Below are 24,070 nucleotides of genomic sequence, written 5' to 3'. Positions count from 1 at the left end.
AATGAGGACGTTATGCCATCAAGAGTGCCTTTTTATTTTCTTATCTCACTATTAATCGTCGCAGGACTTACATTGAGCTGGTTACGCCATGACTCATACGGAGTACCTTGGACACCAGGAGAAAGAAGTCAAGTTTGGGACGTAGAGGCCCGAATTCAATTTGATGCAGTAAATAAGCCTGTAAAGGTATCTATGGCTGCACCGCAAACTCAAGCCGGTTTTACTATTGTTGATGAAAGTGCATCTTCACCTGGTTACGGTATTGCCTATTTAACGACAGAGCATGGACGTCGCGCTGAATGGACAATCCGTCAAGCTGATGGTCCACAGACTTTATATTACAAAACTCAGATCTTAGTTGACCCACAAGCGCATGCCACAATTGAACCGCCAAAAACTGATAAACCAGAAGCGGTAACATTTGAAGGACCACATGAGGCTGCTGCAATTTCATTACTAGAACAAGCAAGAGCACGTTCTTCTGATGACATCACCTTAACTCGTGAATTAATTAAACAATTCAACGATCCTGATAATCAAAATGCGTCTTTACTTCTAAATGACTTAACTAAAGTTCAAGCCGTTTCTAAATTACTAAGCTATGAAGCGATTCATAACAAAGTTGTTGGCACGCTTTGGCTAGAAGATGGTCGTCGTCGTCAATCAGTTCAACACATGATTGAAGTATGGAGTGGAGAAAAATGGCAACTATTCAACCCAGAAAGTGGCGAACAAGGCCAACCAGCTAATTTGCTACTTTGGGATGAAACCAATGTCTCTTTACTCGATGTCGTTGGTGGTAAAAATAGCCAAATTAACTTCTCGATGATTGCTCAGGAGATTTCTCCAACAGCCGCAACCGAGAAGAAAGTAGAAGCAGATAATCTATTAAACTTCTCTATTCACAGCCTACCGCTTGAAGAGCAGTCGATGTTTAAAACCATCATGCTTATTCCTATCGGTGCGCTAATGGTTGTTTTCTTACGAGTCATTGTCGGTTTAAAAACGTCTGGTACTTTCATGCCTGTACTTATTGCCGTTGCCTTTGTTCAGACTCAGCTAGTCACAGGGATTGTCGGCTTCTTACTGATTGTAGGTACTGGTTTAGTTATTCGTAGTTATTTATCCAAACTCAACCTACTTCTGGTCGCCAGGATCTCCGCGGTGATCATCACCGTCATCATGATCATTTCAATCTTTACGATTGTTGCCTTTAAGATTGGTTTAACCGCTGGATTAAGTATTACTTTCTTCCCAATGATTATCCTTTCTTGGACCGTAGAACGTATGTCTATCCTATGGGAAGAAGAAGGTTGGAAAGAAGTTGCGACTCAAGGTGGTGGTTCACTGCTAACCGCTGTCCTTATCTACATCGCAATGACAAATCCATTTGTACAACACTTAACCTTTAACTTTATTGGCATTCAGTTAATTATCTTAGCGGTAATTCTAATGCTTGGTAATTATACTGGTTACCGTTTAAGTGAGCTTCGTCGCTTTAAGCCTTTAGCGGAGGACTAACCTATGTTTAGTAGATTTACATCTCCTGCAAAACTAAAAGCTAAAGGGATCATGGGAATGAATCAACGTAACGGTGGCTATATTGGCCGTTACAATGACCGAAGTAAGTACCCATTGGTTGATGATAAATTAAAAACAAAGATCATTGCTGAAAAAGCGGGAGCAACTGTTCCTAAGCTTATTGGGGTGATTGATAGCCAAGCTGAAGTAAAAAACATTCATGATATCGTTAAAGATTGGCCTGGTTTTGTAATCAAACCAGCTCAAGGTAGTGGTGGTAAAGGCATTTTAGTTGTCACATCTCATAAAGATGGGGTTTACTACAAACCATCTGGTGCAGAAGCAAACAAACAAGATGTTGAACGCCATATTACTAATACATTAGCCGGTCTTTTCTCCCTTGGTGGGAAAAATGACGTTGCTATGATTGAAAACTTAATCGAGTTTGATGATGTGTTTGACGGTTTCAGTTACGAAGGCGTGCCTGATGTTCGTATTATTGTATTTAAGGGCTACCCTGTAATGGCAATGATGCGTTTATCAACCACAGATTCAGATGGTAAGGCTAACTTACACCAAGGTGCTGTTGGGGTTGGTATTGATATCGGTACAGGCAGAGCAGTACGCGCAGTACAATTTGACTTACCTGTTGAAAAACACCCAGATACAGGAAAACTATTAAGTACCTTAGAAGTACCACATTGGCATAAACTGTTAACGCTTGCATCAAGTGCTTGGGAAATGACAGGTCTAGGCTACATGGGCACTGATATGGTTCTAGATAAAAAATATGGCCCTATGGTTCTAGAGCTTAATGCTCGCCCTGGTTTAGCGATTCAAATTGCTAATGGAACAGGCTTGTTACCTCGATTAAAGCATATCGAAAGCTTAGAGGAGACGGTTCCATACCCAACTCCTGAAGCTCGTGTTGCTTATGCGATGGAACAGTTTGGTATTTATAATAAATAACAGACCACCACAAGCACAATCCAAATAAAAAAAAGGGAAGAAAGCCTATGCTCTCTTCCCTTTTTATCTATCTTCTATTGCTACTTTCCAAATCGAATACCGATTCTAATAGCCACTATTTAGATAATTACTTTTCCCAGCGTTGCGCCGCTGATTTATCCGTATCTCTTGATTCAACCCAGCGCACTTCTTTGGCTGTTCGTTCTTTTTTCCAAAACGGTGCATTGGTTTTTAAGTAATCCATAATGAATTCGCATGAATCAAATGCAGCACCACGATGCGCACTTGATACACCAACAAACACAATTTGATCACCAAGTTCTAAGTCTCCCACTCGGTGGATTACTTTCACTTTAAGCAGTGGCCAACGCGCTTTTGCTTGTGCAACGATATCATTCAGAGACTTTTCAGTCATCCCTGGGTAATGCTCTAGAGAAAGCCCTGTGACATCATCACCAAGGTTCATGTCTCGAACTTTACCAATAAAAGTTACAACCGCTCCTGCGGAAGTACCTTCTGCTAATAATTGATATTCATCACCGACATTAAAATCATGCTCTTGAACAGAAATCATATTAACCACCCGTTACAGGTGGGAAAAATGCCACTTCGTCACCATCAGAAACCGCTGAATCTAAGCTTGAGATCGTTTGATTAATCGCAACCAGTAATTTGCCCTTCTCTAGCGCTAAATCCCACTTGCCTTCTTTTTGACTTAACTCTTCACGAATCGCTTCAGCTGTTGCGTAATCACCAGTAAGTTCCAGTTTGTCAGTGCCTACTAACTCTTTTGTTTGAGCGAAAAATAATACTGTGATCATGCGTCTGCCTTAAAGTGTCCAGATTTACCGCCCGTCTTTTCTAGTAAACGAACTTGCCCAATAACCATGTCTTTTTGAACCGCTTTACACATGTCATAGATGGTTAATGCTGCAACCGATGCCGCTGTTAATGCTTCCATTTCAACGCCAGTTTTGCCCGCTAATTTACATACAGATTCAATACGAACCATGTTTTCAGCTTCAATGGCTTCAAGTTGAACTTCAACTTTGGTTAGCAGTAATGGATGACATAATGGAATAAGATCCCATGTTTTTTTCGCTGCTTGAATGCCCGCAATACGAGCTGTCGCAAACACATCACCTTTGTGGTGAGAACCAGAAACAATCAGATTCAGCGTTTCTGGCGCCATATGAACAAACGCTTCTGCACGCGCTTCACGCACTGTTTCTTGTTTAGCTGATACATCAACCATGTTCGCCTCACCAGAGGCATTAATATGAGTAAAATTTGACATAATTCTTCTTTATTATCCGCCAATTGAGGCTAAATGAGGGGTCATTCCAGCATGGCCATCATGTAAAAAATGACCTTCTGCTTTATTATCTAACTGAGTTTGAATGCATTGAATCAACTCATCTTGCTGCGAATCTTCTTGTAACAACTCTCGTAAATCAACACCGTAATCACCAAATAAACACATATGTAATTTGCCTTTTGCTGATACTCTAAGTCGGTTGCAACTCTGACAAAAGTCTTTTTCATAAGGCATAATTAACCCTATTTCACCTATGTAATCTGGGTGGGTAAAGACTTGAGCTGGACCATCGCTTTCACCGCGTTGTTTCAATATCCAATTGTTAGCAATTAAATGATTACGGATCGACACACCAGACTGATGATGATTTTTAAACAAATCGTTCATTTCACCCGTTTGCATCAATTCAATAAAACGAAGTTGAATAGGACGAGTTTGAATCCATTTTAAAAATAAAGGTAATTCGGTACTATTAAGATCTTTAAGTAAAACGGTATTTACTTTTACCTGTTTAAATCCAATTTCAAGTGCTTTATCAATACCAGCCATAACTTCGGCAAATTTATTTTCACCGGTGATCTGATAAAACATATTGGGATTTAAGCTATCAACACTCACATTGATATCAGTAAGGCCAGCTTCTCGCCATTCAGCGACATGCTTCTCCATACGATAACCATTAGTCGTAGTGGCTACTTTAGTGATGCCAGGTTGAGAGGCTACGGTACGAATGATCTCAGTAAAATCTTTGCGCAGGCTTGGTTCTCCACCTGTAATACGTACTTTTGACGTACCACAACGGGCAAACGCACTCACCGTACGTTTGATTTCATCAAGCTCAAGGAAGGACTCTCGCTTGCCATTTTCTGGTCGATAACCATCAGGTAAGCAATAAGTACATTTAAAATTACAGACGTCTGTAATCGACAACCGTAAGTAATAAAACTTACGATTAAAATTATCTTTGAATTGTTTCGCCACGGAACACCTTTCCAAACACGGGAGGCTTGTTCATTTCCAAACAAACCCTTGTGACCGAATTGTCACTGGCTTACGCTACATATTGAGTGCTTCTTAAAAACAACTTAGTAGCTTAAGCTCGGAGTTATGGCAACCACACTAGACCATTATTAGTTTAGTTGGCGCTCTTATTAAAATACTCAATATTTCTAAGGTTTTCCAATTTTTTTGCCATTTCAGCCGAATTTCTCCATTTTGTTTGATAGATGTTATTTTTATGCTGTTATTCAGTCTATAAACTGTGATTAATTCAACATTTCACTAATCACTGCTTGTCGTCACTTTCGAGATAAACCACACTGCTACTAATTATGTGTGATAAGTAAGTATAAATATTATGAATAAACATCAAATTGTCGCTATTGGTGGTGGACACGGCTTAGGGCGCGTTCTTGCAGCATTAAGTGATTTTGGTAGTAATGCAACAGGAATTGTCGCTACCACTGATAATGGAGGCTCTACAGGCCGAATTAGAGAATGCCAAGGCGGTATTGCTTGGGGAGACACTCGTAACTGTATAAATCAGCTAATTACAGACCCATCGATCAGCTCAATGATGTTTGAGTATCGATTTAAAGGCCAAGGTGAACTTCATGGACATAATCTTGGGAACTTAATGCTTACCGCGTTAGATAATCTTAGCGTTCGCCCATTAGACGCCATCAATTTAATTCGTAATATGTTAAAAGTTGAAACTCAGATAATTCCAATGTCTGAGCATCCTTCTGACTTAGGGGCATTAACCAAAGACTTACGCAAAATTTCAGGTGAAACCAATGTCGATGATATGGATGAATTGCCTTTACGTTTATTTTTAGACCCGGAAGTACCTGCAACTCTAGAGGCAATTCAAGCTGTTAGGAATGCGGATTTAATTTTACTCGGCCCAGGAAGCTTTTTAACAAGTATTATGCCTCCTTTACTCCTCCCTGGTTTGGGTAAAGCTATTGGAGCCAATAAAAAAGCCAAAGTAGTTTTTATCGATAACTTATCAAAAGAGTTTGGCCCAGCAGGAAAAATGGACCATAAAATGATGCTGGAATGGTGTGAGCGAGCCTGCTCAGGGAGAAAAGTGGACGTAATTTTAACAGATAAAGAGCTGGTGGAATTAAAATCAGAGTATAATTGTAAAACCACAGATCTTGCTTCATTGAATCACGATTGGCGCCATGATAGAGATAAATTGAAGCAAGCAATAATTAATTTACTTGATTAAAAGCTTACGATAAGCAATTTCAGTTCCACGCGCAATATTTACAAACTCGGAGATATTGCGCTCAACCCACTCATCTTGGTGCTGCTTTGCTTTTTCTTCAATATCAACCGCCATACTGGCCAGTTTATCAGCGCCAAAACTACCGGCACTGCTTTTAAGGCAATGACTTATTTCTCTAACCTTTTCAATCTCAGGTTGAGTACTCAGCGTACCAATAAAGTCATCTAGCTCATCACAAAAAATACCAAAAAGAAAAGGAACATTCTCGTCTCCAACTTCTTGAACTAACTGATTCACCGCTTTCTGGTTTATATACTGACTCACAGTAATACCCTCTGCTATTTATCGTCCCACGATTGTAATTTTCTATATAGTGTAGATGGACTTACCTCTAATCGCTTAGCGGCTTGTGGAATATTCCCATCACATAGAGCAATTGCAGTTTCAATAACCTTCTTTTCTGATTCCCAGAGTGGAATAATCGTCTCTTTTGAGAGGTTAACGATATTATTCACTATATTATTTTTCGATATATGAGAACTACTTACTTCATCTTCTGATGCAATATATGAACCAGAATTTAATTCTAGTGATAATGGTGGAGGTAGCATAGACAGAGTGACTTCTTTACCTCTATTTAATACCACCACATTTCTGATTACATTTTGTAATTGTCGGACATTACCCGGCCAATCATAATCCGCGAATCTTTCAGTCACTTCAGAACTAAATGTTATAAACTCACGTCCTTCTTCATGAGAAAAGTGCCCTAAGATTGAATGCGCAATTTCAATAACATCGTTACCACGATCACGTAATGGCGGAAGGACAAGCGGAATAACATGCAATCGATAATACAAATCTTCACGGAAACGACTCGCTTGAACTTCAAGCCATGGATCACGGTTTGTTGCACATACAAATCTAACATCTACACGACTCATTTTTGAAGAACCGACTTTTTGAAAGGTTCCTGTTTGAATAAATCGTAATAGCTTAGTTTGTAAATCCAAATCCATTTCACATAATTCATCGAGAAATAAAGTTCCACCATCGGCTTGTTCTGCCGCCCCTTTCCTATCAACAGAAGCGCCAGTAAAAGCCCCTTTCACATGACCAAACAATTCACTTTCTATTAAGTCTTTAGGTATCGCAGCACAGTTAATAGCAATGAACGGCGCGTCACCACGCTTGCTCGCGGCATGAATCGCTTCAGCACATACTTCTTTACCTGTGCCCGACTCCCCTGTAATAAATACGGTTGCTTTACTTGGTGCGGCGGAATCAATAGTGCGATAAACCTGATTCATTTGAGAGCTACTGCCAATGAAACCTTGATACTGTTTATTCGATTTATCTGGGTTTTCTTTTATTTCATCTTGATCTTTTTGAGCTCGGCGAAGCGCATTGTTAACCGTAACTCTTAGCCTATCGGCTTCACAGGGTTTGATTAAGAAATCTTGAGCTCCAAGTTGCATAGCTTCTACCGCTGCATCAATTGAGCCATGCGCGGTCATCAAAACAACAGGAACATCTTTATTCTGTTTTCTAATTTCAGCTAATACATCAAATCCCGTCATATCTGGCAGACGTAAATCAAGCAATACTAAATCTGGTACCCGTAAAGCAACGGCCTCTATTGCTTCACTTCCCTTCGCAACCACGTTAATCTCAACGCCAAGTGGATTAAGATAAGAACGATACAATGCAGCAACCGACGCTGTATCTTCAACCATTAATAAGTATTTCTTCTGCATAATGAAAACGAACTACCTGTAATAAACATAAGAATTCGCATTATGCAACTGCAAAACGCAAAGAGCAATTGCAAATTGCAAACAAACTGTGACTCTACGCGTTTTTTAGACTGAATTATCTGAAAATCTTCAATGAAAAAGTTGGCATACTACCTGCTATATGTATATTGACCCTTTAAGCCAAAGGGTCACCTAGCCAACTGACGTTGTTAGTGAAATTTACTTTCACATGAACAATAAAGCCAACCGGGATATTGCGGTTGGCTTCTTTTTTTCCTAAATTCCATATTTTATAAAATCATCATTAACTATTCGTAATAAATTGACGTCTTAAGTTATCGATTTCATCCCTTACCTGAGCAGCCAATTCAAATTCCAGATCCTTAGCATGTTGATACATTTTAGTTTCTAGTTTATGAACTTCTTTATCTAATTGCTGTGGCGTCATAGATTGATAGCTTGCACCTTCTTCTGCCACTTCTGATAACTTGATCTTTGGGGCCATGACTTTACGTTTATTTTTCGTCATATCACCCAATTCAAGAATATCAGCAACATCTTTTTTCAATGCTGTAGGTACAATACCTAATGCTTTATTATTCAAAATCTGCTTTTCACGGCGTCTTTCTGTTTCGCCTATCGCTTTTTCCATTGATCCTGTAATTCTATCTGCATATAAAATAGCCTTACCTTCTAAATTACGAGCTGCGCGACCTATTGTTTGAATTAATGAGCGTTCGGAACGTAAAAAGCCTTCTTTATCTGCATCTAAGATCGCAACCAAAGACACCTCAGGCATATCCAAGCCTTCACGCAATAAGTTGATACCGACTAAGACGTCAAACTTACCTAGACGCAAATCACGAATAATCTCGACACGTTCAACCGTATCAATATCCGAATGTAAGTATCGAACCTTAACCCCGTGTTCATCAAGGTATTCAGTTAAATCCTCAGCCATTCGCTTAGTTAACGTGGTTACTAATACACGCTCACCCACTTTGGTTCTTATGCGAATTTCTGATAATAGGTCATCAACTTGAGTTCCAACCGGGCGTACCTCAATAAGAGGGTCAAGCAACCCCGTAGGTCGCACAACTTGCTCTGCTATATCCCCACCCGATTTTTCAATTTCATATTTTCCTGGAGTCGCAGAAACATAAATTGTTTGTGGTGCTAACGCTTCAAACTCATCAAAACGCATTGGTCTATTATCTAACGCTGACGGAAGTCTAAAGCCATACTCAACCAGATTCTCTTTACGAGAACGATCACCTTTATACATTGCACCAATCTGAGAGACCGTTATATGTGATTCATCGATAATCAATAAGCCATCTTTTGGCAAATAATCAAATAAGGTTGGCGGCGCATCACCTTCTGGGCGACCACTCAAATAGCGAGAGTAGTTTTCAATACCTGAACAAAACCCCAACTCATTCATCATTTCTATATCAAACTGAGTACGTTGTGTGATCCGTTGCTCTTCAACTAATTTGTTATTGGCTAATAATTCTTTTTGTCTTAGCGCCAAGTCTATTTTGATTTGCTCAATTGCCTCAAGCACTTTTTCTCTTGGTGTGACGTAATGTGTTTTAGGGTAGATAGTACAACGCGGCATATCTTTCGTAATGATAGAACCAGTAAGAGGATCAAACTTACTGATACGCTCCACCTCTTCATCAAACAGTTCAATTCTAATTGCTTCATGTTCTGACTCAGCGGGGAAAACATCGAGAACTTCCCCACGGACACGAAAAGTACCGCGTTCAAATGCCATGTCATTACGTTTATATTGAAGCTCTGCTAAACGGCGTAAAATATCTCTTTGATTAACAATATCTCCACGGCGTAGATGAAGCATCATACTTAAATAAGCTTGTGGATCACCAAGACCATAAATGGCTGATACTGAAGCAATAATAATGGCATCTTTACGCTCTAATAATGCTTTTGTTGCCGATAAACGCATTTGTTCAATGTGTTCATTCACAGAGGAATCTTTTTCTATGAAGGTATCTGTTGTTGGTACATACGCTTCTGGCTGGTAATAATCAAAATAAGAAACAAAATACTCCACAGCATTGTTGGGGAAAAATGCTTTCATTTCACCATACAATTGAGCAGCTAATGTTTTGTTATGAGCCATGATCACGGTTGGTCGCCCTGAATGTGCAATTACATTTGCTAATGTAAATGTTTTCCCCGATCCAGTAACTCCAAGAAGCGTTTGATGAGCAAGACCATTCTCCAAACCTTCATTCAACATTTTAATTGCTTGAGGTTGATCACCTGCTGGCAGATAGTTCGAAATTAATTCATACGCATTGGCCATTTATAACACTCCACATGGACTCATATTATTTAGGATATATACACTAACAAATCCACTCTTCTTTTTATAGAAACTCTTAATTATAAAAGTTTTCCCCAACAATGGTTAAAATACACTCTAATTTAGTATTTACTCTAAAGTTTGAATAAAAAATATACATACCGCGCATTCAAACAGCAGTGATGCTATAACACTTTGATTTTATGTATACAAAACACTCAGAGCAATAGTAGCCATACTCTATAGGCCACGTCACAGCTAGCTTTAAGAGAGTTAATATAGTTTCATTAACACACTTATCCACAGTTTTAGTGGATAACTACCCACAAGCATTGATAAATATAGCCTAGCGATGATGTCAATGATTTTTTGCAGAAAATAGCTCCAATTAATGACTAAATAATCAGGTCACTTTTCTTTATTTTTACGCTTGACAGTTTATTTTAGACTCGTTAATATCGTCGGCCTAAAATCGATTCCCTTTTAGTTCAGTTGGTAGAACGCCGGACTGTTAATCCGTATGTCGCTGGTTCAAGTCCAGCAAAGGGAGCCACATTTTAAAGCCTTGTCTAACGACGAGGCTTTTTTTTGCCTAAAATATAAAAACCTATTCTTTCTAAGGTTGTTATCAGGCTCTTAAAGTCCGATAATAACCAGATCATCTATTATCATAAAAATCATTGGCATGACTGAGTATCTATTACTACTTGTTGGTACTGTTTTAGTGAACAACTTTGTACTGGTTAAGTTTTTAGGTCTTTGCCCATTCATGGGCGTATCTAAAAAACTAGAAAGTGCAATCGGAATGGGCCTTGCGACAACATTTGTCCTAACGCTAGCTTCGGTATGTTCATATCTTGTTGAAACCTATATTTTAGCCCCTCTTGGCATTGAGTATTTACGAACCATGAGTTTCATTCTTGTGATCGCGGTTGTTGTTCAATTCACAGAGATGGTCGTACATAAAACAAGTCCTACTTTGTATCGTGTACTTGGTATCTTTTTACCTTTAATCACGACAAACTGTGCTGTTCTCGGAGTTGCATTACTTAATGTTACTGAGAATCATAATTTCATCGAATCCATTATCTATGGCTTTGGTGCTGCCGTTGGTTTTTCATTAGTTCTCATTCTCTTCTCTGCTATGCGTGAACGTATTGCTGCTGCTGATGTTCCTTTACCATTTAAAGGTGCATCTATTGCAATGATTACTGCAGGTTTAATGTCTTTAGCCTTCATGGGCTTTACTGGTTTAGTGAAATTATAAACATGAGTTCAATTCTAATCGCTGTTATTGCTATTGCTGCACTCGCCTTAATCTTTGGATTAATTCTCGGCTTCGCATCAATTAAATTTAAAGTTGAATCAGATCCTATCGTTGAACAGATAGATGCTATCTTGCCGCAGACACAATGCGGCCAATGTGGCTATCCCGGTTGTAAACCTTATGCAGAAGCTATTGCCAATGGCGATGTAATAAACAAGTGTCCTCCTGGTGGCCAAGCAACGATTGAAAAATTAGCCGACCTTATGGGGGTTGATGTACCAAGTGCTGATGATGAAGTGATAAACGTAAAGAAAATCGCGTTTATACATGAAGATATGTGTATTGGTTGTACTAAATGTATTCAAGCATGCCCTGTTGATGCCATCGTTGGTGGCACAAAAGCCTTACACACGGTAATTGAGGCCGAATGTACTGGTTGTGATTTATGTGTTGCTCCTTGCCCTACTGATTGTATTGAAATGATCCCTGTAAGCACGACACCTGATAACTGGAAGTGGGATTTAAATACGATCCCTGTTATTAATATTCCGGCAGATAAGCCCTCTCAAACATCGGAGCTGTAACCCATGTTGTCCATTATCGAACAAATTAAACAAGGTCAACTGTGGGATTTTCACGGCGGTATTCACCCTGCTGAAAATAAGACAATTTCAACTCAAAATACGATTCAATCAGCCGGTGTTCCAAATGAACTTATTTTGCCACTAAAACAACATATTGGTGGTAAAGGAGACATTCTAGTTGCTGTCGGTGAGGATGTACAAAAAGGTCAACCACTCACACAAGGTAATATTGCCATGTGTGTACCTATTCACGCGCCGACTTCAGGAAAAATAACAGCAATAGAGCCAAGAACCGTTGCTCATCCTTCAGGATTAACCGACCTTTGTATTGTGATTGAGTCTGATCATAAAGATCTCTGGGTTGACGATCGAGAGCCTATAGCTGATTTTATAAGCCAAGATCCAATAGATCTGATTGAACGTATTCGTCAATCTGGTATTTCTGGTATGGGTGGAGCTGGTTTTCCAACAAGTAGAAAACTGCAAAGTGGTATAGGCAAAGCTGACATATTGATTATCAATGCTGCAGAGTGTGAACCTTATATCACTGCCGATGATCGTTTAATGCGTGATTATGCAGAAGAAATTGTTACTGGTATTAAGATCCTTCAACATATTCTAACGCCTAAATTGGCAATTATCGGCATTGAAGATAATAAGCCGGAAGCAATAAAGGCATTAAACACTGTTATCTCTGAGCACGATAATATCGTAATCCGAGTGATCCCGACAAAATACCCATCAGGCGGCTCTCGCCAGTTAGTTAAAATTTTAACCGGTAAAGAAGTTCCTGCTAGCGGCCGCTCTACAGATATAGGGGTTATCGTACAAAACGTAGGGACTATTTTTGCGGTTAAGCGTGCAATTTGTAACGCTGAACCATTAATTGAACGAGTAGTGACATTAACCGGAAACAGCCTTGATATTCCGGGTAATTTTTGGGTTCGTTTGGGAACAACTGTTGAACACTTAATGACATTGGCTGGTTATCAAGCCGATAAAAAGCACCCTAGAATTATTATGGGTGGTTCGCTAATGGGATTTACTCTCCCACATAAACAGATCCCTATAACGAAAATTACTAACTGTATTATTACACCAGATAGAAAAGAGCTGCCTCTTTATAATCATGAAATGGCTTGTATTCGTTGTAGTAGCTGTGCTGACGCCTGCCCTGCAGCTTTATTACCTCAACAATTATATTGGTACGCAAAATCAGAAGAGTTCGATAAATGTGAAGAATACCATTTATCTGATTGTATTGAGTGTGGTGCTTGTGCTTATGTTTGCCCAAGTGAGATCCCTCTGGTTCAATATTACCGCCAAGCAAAATCAGAAATTTACGCTCGCAAACAAGATGCGCAAGCTGCTGATCGTGCCAAAGTTCGCTTTGAAGAAAAAAATGCTCGAATGGAGCGTGACAAAGCAGAACGTGAAAACAAATTCAAACTGGCTGCAGAAAATCGACGTAAAGAAATGAAAACAGAAGAGGCTTCTGGTTCAGGTAATGACGCAATTGCAGCTGCAATTGCGAGAGTCAAAGCCCAAAAAGCAGCTGAAGAATCTGGTGTTGCCAGTCCTAAACCTGCTGTCGCCGCTGCAATTGCTCGTGCTAAAGCAAAGCAAGCAGAAGCGGCCAAAGCAAACACTGCTGAACCTGATAATTCTGAAATGGCAAAATTACGTGAAGAGCGTAAACAACAAGCTCGCGAACGAAAAGCAAATCTTGCAGAAGCAAATAGTACAGAGTCTGAAAAAAGTACTGATAGCGCTAACAAGAAAGACGCTGTAGCTGCTGCCATCGCTCGTGCAAAAGCACGCAAAGCTGCTCAAGTCGAAAAAGAAACTGAATCAGATCAACCTGTCACTAAAACGACCGTTGAAAATGATGATACCTCTGAAACTGCAGATCCTAAAAAAGCAGCGGTAGCCGCAGCAATAGCGCGAGCAAAAGCACGCAAAGCTGCTCAACAAATTAAAAAGAATAAGGAAGAGTAACAGTGGCCTTTTTTATCACTAGCTCACCACATGCTCACAGTAAAAAGAGCACACGAACCATAATGAAACTGGTTGCTTTGGCAACAATTCCCGGTTTACTCGCTCAAACTTACTTCTTTGGTTGGGGGACATTTCTACAAGTTCTAATTGCGATAGTGACGGCAATATCAGCAGAAGCACTTGTATTAAAGTGTCGAAAAAGACCACTTAAACCTTATCTCAGTGACAATAGTGCCTTACTAACAGGGGTATTACTTGCTCTTGCCATTCCACCACTGTCTCCTTGGTGGATAACGGTGATTGGTGTGATATTTGCCATCGTTATTGCTAAACATTTGTATGGAGGATTAGGACAAAACCTCTTTAATCCAGCAATGGCTGCTTATGTAGTACTATTAATCTCTTTCCCTGTGCAAATGACAACTTGGTTGCCAGTAAAAGAACTGCTAACTGAAAGTATCAGCTTTTCTGATTCGATCTGGTTAATACTTAATGGATTAAGCCAAGACGGTTTTTCTGTCCATCAACTCACTATGAATGTTGATGGCATGACAATGGCAACGCCATTAGACACAGTAAAGACAGGCCTTAAAGCAGGACTAACAACAAATGAAATTTTAACCGCGCCTATTTTTAATAGTGTTGCTGGTTTAGGATGGTTATGGGTAAATATTGGTTTCTTACTAGGTGGTCTTTTCTTACTGCAACAGCGCCTTATTCATTGGCATATTCCGGTTAGTTTTTTAGCCAGTCTATTTACAATAAGTAGCTTATTTGCTCTTTTCTCACCAGATACAGCGACATCACCGCTGTTTAATCTATTCTCTGGTGCCACTATGCTCGGTGCTTTCTTTATTGCAACCGATCCGGTTTCTGCGGCAACAACACCCAAAGGCCGCTTATACTATGGCGCTCTTATTGGTGCTCTCGTTTATATTATTCGTACTTGGGGAGGCTTCCCAGACGGGGTTGCTTTTGCGGTTCTCTTAACCAATATGTGTGTACCCTTAATTGACTACTACACAAAACCAAGAACCTACGGCCATAAAAAAGGGTAATCCTATGCTACAGACAATGAAAAAAAGCAGCCTTGTTTTGGTCTTATTTGCTATTGCTTCAACCGCATTAGTTACCATTACTTATGCATTAACTAAAGATCAAATTACGTATCAGCAACAACAACAATTATTGTCAGTCTTAAATCAAGTAGTACCAACGAAACAACATGACAATGAATTATTTAAAGCTTGCACCCTAATATCAAATGTAGACGCATTAGGCACAGAAGAAGCTATGCCTGTCTATTTAGCTTCATTAAACGGCAAGCATTCTGGTGCTGCAATTGAAGCTATCGCTCCTGATGGATATAGCGGTGCGATTAAAGTTATTGTCGGCGTTGATGCCAATTCAATAGTAACAGGCGTTCGTGTATTGTCACATCAAGAAACACCAGGATTAGGTGATAAAATAGATACTCGAATTACTCGCTGGGTTGATGGATTTCTAGGAAAAAGCGTAGACTCTGCTGATGATAGTAGCTGGGCGGTTCAAAAAGACGGTGGGCAATTTGATCAGTTCACTGGCGCAACAATTACACCTAGAGCCGTAGTTAAAGCCGTAAAAAAAGCAGTTTGGTTTTATAAAACGCACCAAGATGAACTGCAAACTCTTCCACTTAATTGTAAGGCCAACTAATGACAATGCATAAAGAATTAATAAAAAATGGCTTATGGGATAACAACCCAGCTCTCGTACAATTATTAGGGTTATGTCCTCTGCTTGCTGTTTCGGCAACAGTAACCAATGCATTGGGCCTAGGAATCGCAACCACTTTGGTTCTTATTGGGTCTAACTTAATCGTATCTCTGGTACGCCAATGGATCCCACAAGAAGTTCGAATTCCGGTATTTGTGATGATCATTGCCTCACTAGTGACCTGCGTTCAATTATTAATGAATGCTTATGCGTATGGTTTATATCTGTCTCTTGGTATTTTTATCCCATTGATCGTTACGAACTGTATCATCATTGGTCGAGCAGAAGCTTTTGCATCAAAAAATGATCCTATCCCTGCACTATTAGATGGACTATGGATGGGTTTAGGTATGACTGCTGTTTTAATTTTGCTTGGTGCTATGCGCGAAACTTTAGGCAATGGCACTCTATTTGATGGTGCAGACTTACTACTTGGGGATTGGGCAACCGTATTACGAATTGAATTATTCCAAGTAGATAGCCACTTTCTACTAGCAATGCTTCCTCCAGGTGCTTTTTTAGGCGTTGGTTTTCTCATTGCATTAAAGAACATCATTGATAAGAAAATAAGTGATCGTCAACCTAAACAACAAAAAGCAGAAATTGAGCGTGCACGAGTTTCATAGATAAGGACATAAAAGCAGTATGAATAACATAAAACGACGAGAAATATTAGAACGCTTACAAGCTGATAATCCGCATCCACAAACGGAGCTTGAGTGGTCAACGCCATTTGAGCTATTAATTGCTGTTTTATTATCTGCACAAGCCACTGATGTCAGTGTTAACAAAGCGACGCGTAAACTCTACCCTGTCGCAAACACACCTCAATCTATTTTAGATCTAGGTGTTGATGGATTGAAAACATACATAAAAACCATTGGTTTATTTAATACTAAAGCTGAAAATGTCATTAAAACCTGCCGCATGCTGATTGAGCTTCATGACAGCCAGATCCCAGAAGATCAAGATGCATTAGAGGCCCTTCCGGGAGTTGGACATAAAACCGCAAACGTAGTGCTTAATACTGCCTTTGGTTGGCCAACTATTGCTGTCGATACTCATATATATCGTGTTTCTAATCGAACTAAACTGGCAATAGGTAAGACGGTTAATGACGTTGAAAAAAAGCTAGTTAAAGTGGTACCAAAAGAATTCAAATTAGATGTTCACCACTGGCTTATTCTTCATGGTCGTTATACTTGCATCGCTCGTAAACCACGCTGCGGTAGCTGTATGATTGAAGACCTATGCGAATTTAAAGAAAAAACAGAAGTTTAATACCGATCTGAATAATTAAATTAAAAACTGGAGCAAAATAATGGCTAATGGACGCATTTTACACGCGATGATCCGTGTAGGTAACTTAGATAAATCAATTGAATTTTACACAAAAGTAATGGGTATGGATCTTCTTCGACAAAATACAAATGAAGAATACAAATACACCTTAGCTTTTCTTGGTTACGGTGATGAATCTCAAGGTGCGGTGATCGAGTTAACTTATAACTGGGGCACTGAAGAATATGATATGGGCAATGCTTTTGGTCATATTGCGATTGGTGTCGATGATGTTTACCAAACTTGCGATGCAATCAAAGCTGTTGGCGGTAACGTCACTCGTGAAGCTGGTCCAGTAAAAGGCGGATCTACACACATTGCTTTTGTTAAAGATCCTGATGGCTACATGATTGAACTCATTCAAAATAGTAGTGCTTCTGCAGGCTTAGAAGGTTAATCGCAGAAATCCTAAATTAAAAAACGATATCTATTTCATAAAACCTGCGATCTGTGCAGGTTTTTTTATATTAAATACTTTTAATGATAATGATTCTCAATTAATCTTTAGGCTCACTAATCCTTAATAGAGGAAATATGATGATAGAACTTTGGGAAAAACACACAATATTGGCAGGGCGATCCTTTAAGAATGATGATTCTTGGCGCACAATCTTACACTACCAACAGGCGTTTGCGATAGCTGAGGAAATAACTAAAAAAAATGAAATCAGTCTCATTGATCAAACAACAATATCTGTTATTTCATGCCACAACTTAGCCCAATTTTGGCGAAGTCAAAATGACAGCCGCTTTGAGTTAAAATACCTGCAGTTAGCTTCTGAAAAGATTCTAACCCTTGTACCTCAATGCCCACGTAGTGATTGTGAATCTTTTATCTCTAATTTAGGTTGCTGCAAAAGTGCGTTATTGGATTTTATGAAGCGTCACCCGAATCCAGAGATCGCACGACACATCCAACATATTGACACAACCGTTCAATGTGAGCTTATCGCAAGTTTTAAGCTTCAATAAAAAAGCACCCTAATTAGAGTGCTTGATATAAATAATTAAATAATAGTTCGACCTAAGGATATGACCACTCGTCTGTTTTTATTCTTACCTAGTGGCGTCGCATTATCTGCAATTGGACGGCGTTCACCATAAGACTGAACTCGAATACGATCGGCAGATAACCCAATTGATTCAAAATAATTTTGTAATTTAACGGCTCGTCTTTCTGATACTTGTTGGTTAACATTTTTAGCACCACTAGAATCGGTATAGGTTGCAACCAGCACTAAATCAACGTCTTTAGTGTATCGAATAAAATCAGCAATTTGAGATAAACGTTTTTTAGATGCCTTATTTAACTCATCACTGTTTGTATCAAAATGTAAGATCGTAAATGAAATATCTTCAAAGCTGTAAGGTAATAAATTAGCAACACACATACTGAACACATTATATTGCTCTTGGAACACCACTGGAGATAAAGCAACTTCAATTAGCTGTTTAGGACTTTGCCAATCAGCATAGGTAAAAGTTGGGAAACGGCCACTTTCTAACTCAGCGAGCATTGACCATGCCGTAGAGCCACCAACATAACCATCAAATTGTTTGAAGAACTTTAAATTCATCATTGAATCTGCACTGTCACCCGGCATCCAACGAGCTGGCATTGATACTAAATTTACCGAGCGAGTTTCTCCCATTGGACGGTTCATCTTCAATTCAAAATCTAAATTCATCTTTTTATTCGCATACGAAGAAAACTCCCCGGTGCCATAATTTGGAATATTATGAGATAAACGACACTCCAACGGTGAGTTTTGTAACATCACCCATTTCGATTGTTCAGGCTTAGCAACGTAGTTTTTATTTGCTAATGCAGGAGCTGCAATCAATGAACTTACTAGCAAAGCTGAAGTAAAAAATGTTTTTTTCATAATACCTAAATCTATTGGTCATGCCGTTGACGATTGTTTAATTAAAGCAAAATTTAGACCAACAATATTAATTTCTTCGTTCTATTTCATTTATGCTTTGTGGAACTCTCATAAATATATCCCCATCACACCTTATTTACAGTTTTTATGCTAACGATAATCTGTAATAATAGCGGCAACATTTTCTTACGTACCGAATGATGACTGAAGTAGAGCAACATAATTTATTAAAAAACCGTTTTCGTGGTTATTTCCCTGTCGTTATTGATGTTGAAACCGCTGGTTTTAATTCAAAAACTGATGCTTTACTTGAAATTTGTGCAGTCACTTTGGCAATGGATGAAGAAGGCTATTTAAAGCCTGCAACAACTATCCACTATCATGTTGCTCCTTTTGAGGGCGCTAACCTTGAAAAAGAAGCGTTAGAGTTCAATGGTATTCGTGACCCGTTCAGTCCTTTACGTGGTGCAGTAACTGAAGATATCGCATTAAAAGAGATCTACAAACAGATCCGTAAAGAACAAAAGCAGCACGATTGCCGACGTGCCATCATGGTCGCTCATAATGCAAACTTCGATCATAGTTTTGTTATGGAAGCGTCTGAACGAGCAAAATTAAAGCGCATCCCTTTTCATCCTTTCTGTACCTTTGATACCGCAGCAATTAGTGGTTTAGCACTAGGGCAAACGGTATTAGCAAAAGCATGTAAAACAGCCGGAATGGATTTCGATGGAAAAGAAGCCCATTCAGCACTTTATGATACGGTTAAAACAGCAGAACTTTTCTGCCATATCGTAAATAAATGGAAAGATCTTGGTGGCTGGCCTCTACTCCCAGAACCAGAAGAAGATAATACTAATAATACTTAATTGGCTACTTTGCCAAACACACAATATTTACAGGGAAACTAAACAAAATGAATCCAATCATTCTTTCTGTTTCGGTAATGCTTATCCTCGCTTTGCTTAGAGTTAACGTTGTTGTTGCTTTGACATTCAGTGCACTAATCGGCGGATTAGTCGGTGGTTTATCATTATCTGATACTATCTCAGCCTTTGAAGGTGGCTTAGGGGGCGGTGCGACTATTGCATTAAGCTACGCTATGCTTGGTGCTTTTGCCGTTGCCATCTCCAAATCAGGTGTTACTGACTTACTCGCTCATAGTGTAATTAAACGCATTAACGGTAAAGACAACCTACATGCTGCTACAGGGGTTAAATACCTGCTACTTTGCTTAATTTTGTTAATCACAATTTCATCTCAAAACGTCGTTCCTGTGCATATCGCGTTTATCCCAATTTTGATCCCACCACTAATCCAAGTGTTTAATAAATTAAAGTTAGACCGTCGCTTAGTTGCCTGTCTGCTTACTTTTGGTTTAGTGACTCCATATATGATTCTTCCTGTTGGTTTTGGTGGTATTTTTCTAAACAATATTTTGTTGAAAAACCTTCATGATAACAACTTAGATGTTGTTGCAAGCCAAGTACCTCTAGCAATGGCTTTACCTGCTCTTGGCATGGTTACAGGCCTACTGATTGCTATTTTCATCTCTTATCGTAAGCCTAGAACTTACGCTGATATTGATAATGCGGAGATGCAAGCAACAAACGCAACACCTACATTTAATAAGCGACACATTCAAATATCTATTGTGGCGATTATTGCTGCTCTCTCTGTTCAATTAGCAACAGGTTCAATGATTGTTGGTGCATTAGCTGGCTTTATGGTCTTCACTTTTGGTGGTGTAATCGCGTGGAAAGAGACTCAAGATGTCTTTACCCGTGGTGTCCATATGATGGCGATGATTGGCTTCATTATGATTTCTGCAGCGGGTTTCGCAGCAGTAATGAAAGCCACAGGTGGCGTTGAAACCCTAGTTCAAGCATTATCAACTTCTATTGGTGATAATAAGCCTCTTGCCGCTCTATTAATGCTTATTGTCGGTTTATTAGTAACAATGGGTATAGGTTCATCTTTCTCAACAATCCCAATTATCGCGACTATTTATGTCCCTCTTGCTGTTGCCTTTGGTTTCTCTCCAATGGCTACAATTGCCTTAGTCGGGACTGCTGCTGCATTGGGTGACGCAGGTTCACCTGCTTCTGATTCAACATTAGGCCCAACCTCTGGTCTTAATGCCGATGGCCAGCATGAGCACGTATGGGAAACCGTTGTTCCTACATTCCTACATTACAATTTACCATTAATTGCTTTTGGTTGGATTGCAGCGATGGTTCTATAGATCCCCTGCAACCTAGATAATTAATGATATTAATCATATTAATCATTTAGATAACACTTATAAAAGCGACGGGGGTTCCAGTCGCTTTTTTGTACTAAGATCAAATATATTTCACCTTCAATTGTGAGTTTTATCTATATTTAATAGAGACACTTGTTATACTCGGGCACTTGTTTCGTTACCTCCCTACTATTCACATGAAATTAATTAAGCTTTCCTCTTTTCTCATCATTGATGACAGTACTGTTATTCAAAATGCTATTAGAGCGTTGCTCAGCCGTATTGGGGTTCCTACAAACAACATAGCTTGCTGCCCAACGGCAGGAGCAGCAGTAGGTAATTGCAAACAACAAAAATTTGATGTGCTTTTTGTTGACCATAATTTAGGTCATGGAAGTACAGGTCTTCAAATGCTAGAGCAATTACGTTTACTTAAGCTTGTTAATGACAATACGCTTATCTATATCATTACAGGTAATGAAGACCCTCAAATCGAATTGGCGTACAGTGATTACAACCCTGCTAAATACATACAAAAACCAATCCGTCCAGAAGAAATTATTACTATTATTAATCATGATTTAATTAAACGTAAATTCTCTATGGGAATGATTGCTGCCTACACTAAAAATGGGCTAGCGGGTGTAAAACCTCTTATTTTTAAATCTCCAAATAAAACAATTCTTAAAGATTCAATGCTCAAACTTGCAGCTCGCTTAATAAGAGTGAATCGCTTAGCAGAAGCCTTGAGTGTCAATAAAGCATTGCTATCTATCATAAAAGAATCTATTGAAGCTGAATTGCAGCAAATTGAAATCTATATCGCCCAAGAAGATTTTGATACTGCAAATCAACTTACTGATTTATTATTGCCAAAACATGAAACCAGTAACCTTCATCTTCTCGATCTAAAAGCTGATATTGCTTTTCGTCGAAATAATTTACCTATTGCCACTCGTTATTGGAAAAAAGGCTTTGAACTTGCCCCTTACTCCTACTTACGATTTAGTTACTATACTTGGTCATTGATAGCCAAAGGCGATCGTTATGATGCATTTGATTTATTGACAAAATATGCGTATTTGCTACCAAATTCAGCGTTTGATTCTGCTGGAAAACGAGCAATGGCAGCTTGGGGAGACCTCTTTCTTGCGCCAGAAGAAGTGCTGCAAGAATGGTCACCAGAAAGTGCATGGCAACGAGTCAGTGCGAAATTAAAAGGACGACTGCGCGGTATTCCATGTATCTCTGCTCAACGAGCATTATCAGCTTTATTTCAACTAAGAATGAACCGTTATGGTGAAGCAAATCGATTAATATCTGATATTCAACATGCCGATATTACTGATTATGAAACCGCTTATATTATTTACTTAGTATATTGCGAAATGAAGCTTGATGATGAGAAAGAGTATATTGAAACAAAATGGCTCGCGAGATTACAGCAAGGAAAATCGACCTTAGCAAAACTGCAAACGCTTGCTTTTGAAAAAGCGAAAGCATCCGGATAGATAACCTATTTTATTATTGGGTAATGATTAAATCTATAACGATTAAAAAAGCCACGTATTATCAATAATACGTGGCTTTTTAATTAAACAAATCATAAATAAATTATGACGGTTTTAAACTATTACTCAGCTTCAGGAGCATTGCGTTGTGCGGCTTCTTGAACTAAAGGCTTTAATTCACCCTTTTGGAACATTTCAAGAATAATATCACAACCGCCAATTAACTCACCTTCAACCCAAAGTTGTGGGAAGGTAGGCCATTGTGCGTATGCTGGAAGTTCAGCACGGATATCTGGATTCTGTAGGATATCTACATAAGCAAATTTCTCGCCGCAGTTCATTAGTGCTTGAGAAGCTTGAGATGAAAAACCACAGCTTGGAAGCTTAGGTGAGCCTTTCATGTATAGAATGATGTGGTTTTCAGCAATTTGTTGTTTGATCTTATCGATAGTTTCCATTGTATCCTCTAATGAGTCGACACTAAGTTGTATTCATTCTACTTCTTATGCACTCAGAAAAAAATACCTAATATTTGTAGTGGTATTATTTATTGAAAATTCTCCACTTTTTCTTTTAATAAAATCAAAACTTGCTAGAATCAGAGCGAAGTCAGAATAAATTCTACACTCAGTTGAGTGTATATTTTTTGGAATATTAGTGAGGCGTAGACCTCTTACAACATGGAGACATGAGCAATGTCATTTGAATTACCAGCTCTACCGTTCGCAAAAGACGCATTAGAACCACATATCTCTGCTGAGACTTTAGATTACCACCACGGTAAGCACCACAACACTTATGTTGTTAAGCTTAATGGCCTTATCCCAGGTACTGAATTTGAAGGCAAAACACTAGAAGAGATCGTTAAGACATCTACTGGTGGCGTTTTCAATAACGCAGCACAAATTTGGAACCATACGTTCTACTGGAACTGTCTAGCGCCAAACGCTGGCGGTCAACCAACTGGCGCAGTAGCTGCTGCTATCGATGCTGCATTTGGTTCTTTCGAAGAATTCAAAGCTAAATTTACAGATTCAGCAATCAACAACTTCGGTTCTTCTTGGACTTGGCTTGTTAAAAACGCTGACGGTTCTCTAGCTATCGTTAATACCTCTAACGCTGCTACTCCTCTAACAGATGAAGGGGTTACTCCGCTTCTAACTGTTGACCTATGGGAACACGCTTACTACATCGATTTCCGTAACGTTCGTCCTGATTACATGGGCGCGTTCTGGGCATTAGTAAACTGGTCTTTCGTAGAAGAAAACCTAGCAAAATAATCCCATACTTTGACTAACTGTTCTTATAACAGTCATGCTCAAAGTAAGAAGGCCAGTATTTATACTT

24 protein-coding genes, 1 tRNA gene, 1 pseudogene and 1 riboswitch are annotated in these 24,070 nt (G+C 39.1%); of the genes and pseudogenes, 17 read left to right on the top strand and 9 right to left on the bottom strand.

Annotation, left to right across the window (positions count from 1 at the left end; translation table 11 throughout):
* Window positions 1–12 precede the first annotated feature (12 nt).
* Both BTO22_RS04135 and BTO22_RS04130 read left to right on the top strand, forming a co-directional pair.
* On the top strand, window positions 13–1,521 hold the full coding sequence (locus BTO22_RS04135; protein WP_105054397.1) for an inactive transglutaminase family protein: 1,509 nt from the start codon (window positions 13–15) through the stop codon (window positions 1,519–1,521).
* Between the two features lie 3 nt (window positions 1,522–1,524).
* Entirely contained in the window at window positions 1,525–2,490 is a 966-nt protein-coding gene (locus BTO22_RS04130) for an alpha-L-glutamate ligase-like protein (protein WP_105054396.1), read from the top strand.
* Window positions 2,491–2,617: 127 nt separating this feature from the next.
* On the opposite strand, the gene moaE is transcribed toward BTO22_RS04130, so the two are convergent.
* The 4 genes from moaE to moaA all read right to left on the bottom strand — a co-directional run bounded on the left by moaE (window position 2,618) and on the right by moaA (window position 4,789).
* Window positions 2,618–3,064: a molybdopterin synthase catalytic subunit MoaE gene (gene moaE, locus BTO22_RS04125; RefSeq protein ID WP_105054395.1), complete on the bottom strand. Its 447-nt coding sequence runs from the start codon at window positions 3,062–3,064 to the stop codon at window positions 2,618–2,620.
* Between the two features lies 1 nt (window position 3,065).
* Window positions 3,066–3,311 (bottom strand): molybdopterin synthase sulfur carrier subunit, encoded by a 246-nt coding sequence (gene moaD / locus BTO22_RS04120; RefSeq protein WP_105054394.1) that lies wholly within the window; start codon window positions 3,309–3,311, stop codon window positions 3,066–3,068.
* Window positions 3,308–3,787 (bottom strand): cyclic pyranopterin monophosphate synthase MoaC, encoded by a 480-nt coding sequence (gene moaC / locus BTO22_RS04115; RefSeq protein ID WP_045101688.1) that lies wholly within the window; start codon window positions 3,785–3,787, stop codon window positions 3,308–3,310. The genes moaD and moaC overlap by 4 nt, the downstream gene beginning before the upstream one ends.
* A 12-nt stretch (window positions 3,788–3,799) precedes the next feature.
* The gene (gene moaA, locus BTO22_RS04110) at window positions 3,800–4,789 is read right to left on the bottom strand and encodes a GTP 3',8-cyclase MoaA (protein WP_105054393.1); all 990 of its coding nucleotides are present in this window, start codon (window positions 4,787–4,789) and stop codon (window positions 3,800–3,802) included.
* Window positions 4,778–4,925, bottom strand: a riboswitch (molybdenum cofactor riboswitch). It overlaps the preceding gene by 12 nt.
* A gap of 240 nt (window positions 4,926–5,165) precedes the next feature.
* On the opposite strand from moaA, the gene yvcK reads away from it, so the two are divergent.
* Window positions 5,166–6,044: a uridine diphosphate-N-acetylglucosamine-binding protein YvcK gene (gene yvcK / locus BTO22_RS04105; RefSeq protein ID WP_105054392.1), complete on the top strand. Its 879-nt coding sequence runs from the start codon at window positions 5,166–5,168 to the stop codon at window positions 6,042–6,044.
* Here yvcK and BTO22_RS04100 read toward each other — a convergent pair.
* The 3 genes from BTO22_RS04100 to uvrB all read right to left on the bottom strand — a co-directional run bounded on the left by BTO22_RS04100 (window position 6,033) and on the right by uvrB (window position 10,136).
* The gene (locus BTO22_RS04100; RefSeq protein WP_105054391.1) at window positions 6,033–6,368 is read right to left on the bottom strand and encodes an Hpt domain-containing protein; all 336 of its coding nucleotides are present in this window, start codon (window positions 6,366–6,368) and stop codon (window positions 6,033–6,035) included. The genes yvcK and BTO22_RS04100 overlap by 12 nt on opposite strands.
* Window positions 6,369–6,382: 14 nt before the next feature.
* On the bottom strand, window positions 6,383–7,801 hold the full coding sequence (gene luxO, locus BTO22_RS04095) for a quorum-sensing sigma-54 dependent transcriptional regulator LuxO (RefSeq protein WP_258132437.1): 1,419 nt from the start codon (window positions 7,799–7,801) through the stop codon (window positions 6,383–6,385).
* A 304-nt stretch (window positions 7,802–8,105) separates the two neighbouring features.
* A complete protein-coding gene (gene uvrB, locus BTO22_RS04090; RefSeq protein WP_105054389.1) occupies window positions 8,106–10,136 on the bottom strand; it encodes an excinuclease ABC subunit UvrB in 2,031 nt (676 codons plus the stop codon).
* 477 nt (window positions 10,137–10,613) lie between these two features.
* Between uvrB and BTO22_RS04085 the strand changes: the two genes are divergently transcribed.
* The 10 genes and pseudogenes from BTO22_RS04085 to BTO22_RS04040 all read left to right on the top strand — a co-directional run bounded on the left by BTO22_RS04085 (window position 10,614) and on the right by BTO22_RS04040 (window position 18,053).
* Window positions 10,614–10,689: transfer RNA gene (locus BTO22_RS04085), tRNA-Asn, on the top strand.
* Window positions 10,690–10,821: 132 nt separating this feature from the next.
* Complete coding sequence (gene rsxA / locus BTO22_RS04080) at window positions 10,822–11,403, top strand: electron transport complex subunit RsxA (RefSeq protein ID WP_065591551.1); 582 nt, start codon at window positions 10,822–10,824, stop codon at window positions 11,401–11,403.
* A 2-nt stretch (window positions 11,404–11,405) separates the two neighbouring features.
* The gene (gene rsxB / locus BTO22_RS04075; RefSeq protein ID WP_105054388.1) at window positions 11,406–11,987 is read left to right on the top strand and encodes an electron transport complex subunit RsxB; all 582 of its coding nucleotides are present in this window, start codon (window positions 11,406–11,408) and stop codon (window positions 11,985–11,987) included.
* 3 nt (window positions 11,988–11,990) lie between these two features.
* Window positions 11,991–13,976, top strand: a pseudogene (gene rsxC, locus BTO22_RS04070) (electron transport complex subunit RsxC); the annotation flags it as partial.
* 11 nt (window positions 13,977–13,987) lie between these two features.
* Window positions 13,988–15,043 (top strand): electron transport complex subunit RsxD, encoded by a 1,056-nt coding sequence (gene rsxD, locus BTO22_RS04065; RefSeq protein WP_105054386.1) that lies wholly within the window; start codon window positions 13,988–13,990, stop codon window positions 15,041–15,043.
* A gap of 4 nt (window positions 15,044–15,047) precedes the next feature.
* Window positions 15,048–15,680: an electron transport complex subunit RsxG gene (gene rsxG, locus BTO22_RS04060; RefSeq protein ID WP_105054385.1), complete on the top strand. Its 633-nt coding sequence runs from the start codon at window positions 15,048–15,050 to the stop codon at window positions 15,678–15,680.
* Complete coding sequence (locus BTO22_RS04055; RefSeq protein WP_105054384.1) at window positions 15,680–16,366, top strand: electron transport complex subunit E; 687 nt, start codon at window positions 15,680–15,682, stop codon at window positions 16,364–16,366. Before rsxG ends, BTO22_RS04055 begins: the two co-directional genes overlap by 1 nt.
* Before the next feature lie 19 nt (window positions 16,367–16,385).
* Window positions 16,386–17,021, top strand: a complete 636-nt coding sequence (nth, locus tag BTO22_RS04050) for an endonuclease III (RefSeq protein ID WP_105054383.1) — start codon at window positions 16,386–16,388, stop codon at window positions 17,019–17,021.
* Between the two features lie 40 nt (window positions 17,022–17,061).
* The gene (gene gloA / locus BTO22_RS04045; RefSeq protein ID WP_105054382.1) at window positions 17,062–17,478 is read left to right on the top strand and encodes a lactoylglutathione lyase; all 417 of its coding nucleotides are present in this window, start codon (window positions 17,062–17,064) and stop codon (window positions 17,476–17,478) included.
* A 140-nt stretch (window positions 17,479–17,618) separates the two neighbouring features.
* Entirely contained in the window at window positions 17,619–18,053 is a 435-nt protein-coding gene (locus BTO22_RS04040) for a DUF2753 domain-containing protein (RefSeq protein WP_105055553.1), read from the top strand.
* A gap of 35 nt (window positions 18,054–18,088) precedes the next feature.
* Here the strand turns inward: BTO22_RS04040 and motY are convergent, their stop codons facing one another.
* Window positions 18,089–18,967, bottom strand: coding sequence for a flagellar protein MotY (gene motY / locus BTO22_RS04035; RefSeq protein WP_105054381.1), 879 nt, complete (start codon window positions 18,965–18,967; stop codon window positions 18,089–18,091).
* A 200-nt stretch (window positions 18,968–19,167) separates the two neighbouring features.
* On the opposite strand from motY, the gene rnt reads away from it, so the two are divergent.
* The 3 genes from rnt (at window position 19,168) to BTO22_RS04020 (ending at window position 22,723) form a co-directional block, all read left to right on the top strand.
* Complete coding sequence (gene rnt, locus BTO22_RS04030; protein ID WP_060990548.1) at window positions 19,168–19,836, top strand: ribonuclease T; 669 nt, start codon at window positions 19,168–19,170, stop codon at window positions 19,834–19,836.
* Window positions 19,837–19,883: 47 nt separating this feature from the next.
* Window positions 19,884–21,212, top strand: a complete 1,329-nt coding sequence (locus BTO22_RS04025) for a Na+/H+ antiporter family protein (RefSeq protein WP_105054379.1) — start codon at window positions 19,884–19,886, stop codon at window positions 21,210–21,212.
* Window positions 21,213–21,409: 197 nt separating this feature from the next.
* Complete coding sequence (locus BTO22_RS04020) at window positions 21,410–22,723, top strand: response regulator (RefSeq protein WP_105054378.1); 1,314 nt, start codon at window positions 21,410–21,412, stop codon at window positions 22,721–22,723.
* A gap of 122 nt (window positions 22,724–22,845) precedes the next feature.
* Here the strand turns inward: BTO22_RS04020 and grxD are convergent, their stop codons facing one another.
* Entirely contained in the window at window positions 22,846–23,181 is a 336-nt protein-coding gene (gene grxD / locus BTO22_RS04015; protein WP_060990545.1) for a Grx4 family monothiol glutaredoxin, read from the bottom strand.
* A gap of 237 nt (window positions 23,182–23,418) precedes the next feature.
* Between grxD and sodB the strand changes: the two genes are divergently transcribed.
* Window positions 23,419–24,003, top strand: coding sequence for a superoxide dismutase [Fe] (sodB, locus tag BTO22_RS04010; RefSeq protein ID WP_060990544.1), 585 nt, complete (start codon window positions 23,419–23,421; stop codon window positions 24,001–24,003).
* Window positions 24,004–24,070 lie beyond the last annotated feature (67 nt).

It is taken from the genome of Aliivibrio sifiae (assembly GCF_002954705.1).
Classification (GTDB): Bacteria; Pseudomonadota; Gammaproteobacteria; order Enterobacterales; family Vibrionaceae; genus Aliivibrio; species Aliivibrio sifiae_A.
The sequence above is the reverse complement of the archived record's forward strand: the minus strand, read 5'-3'. Positions and strand labels throughout refer to the sequence as shown.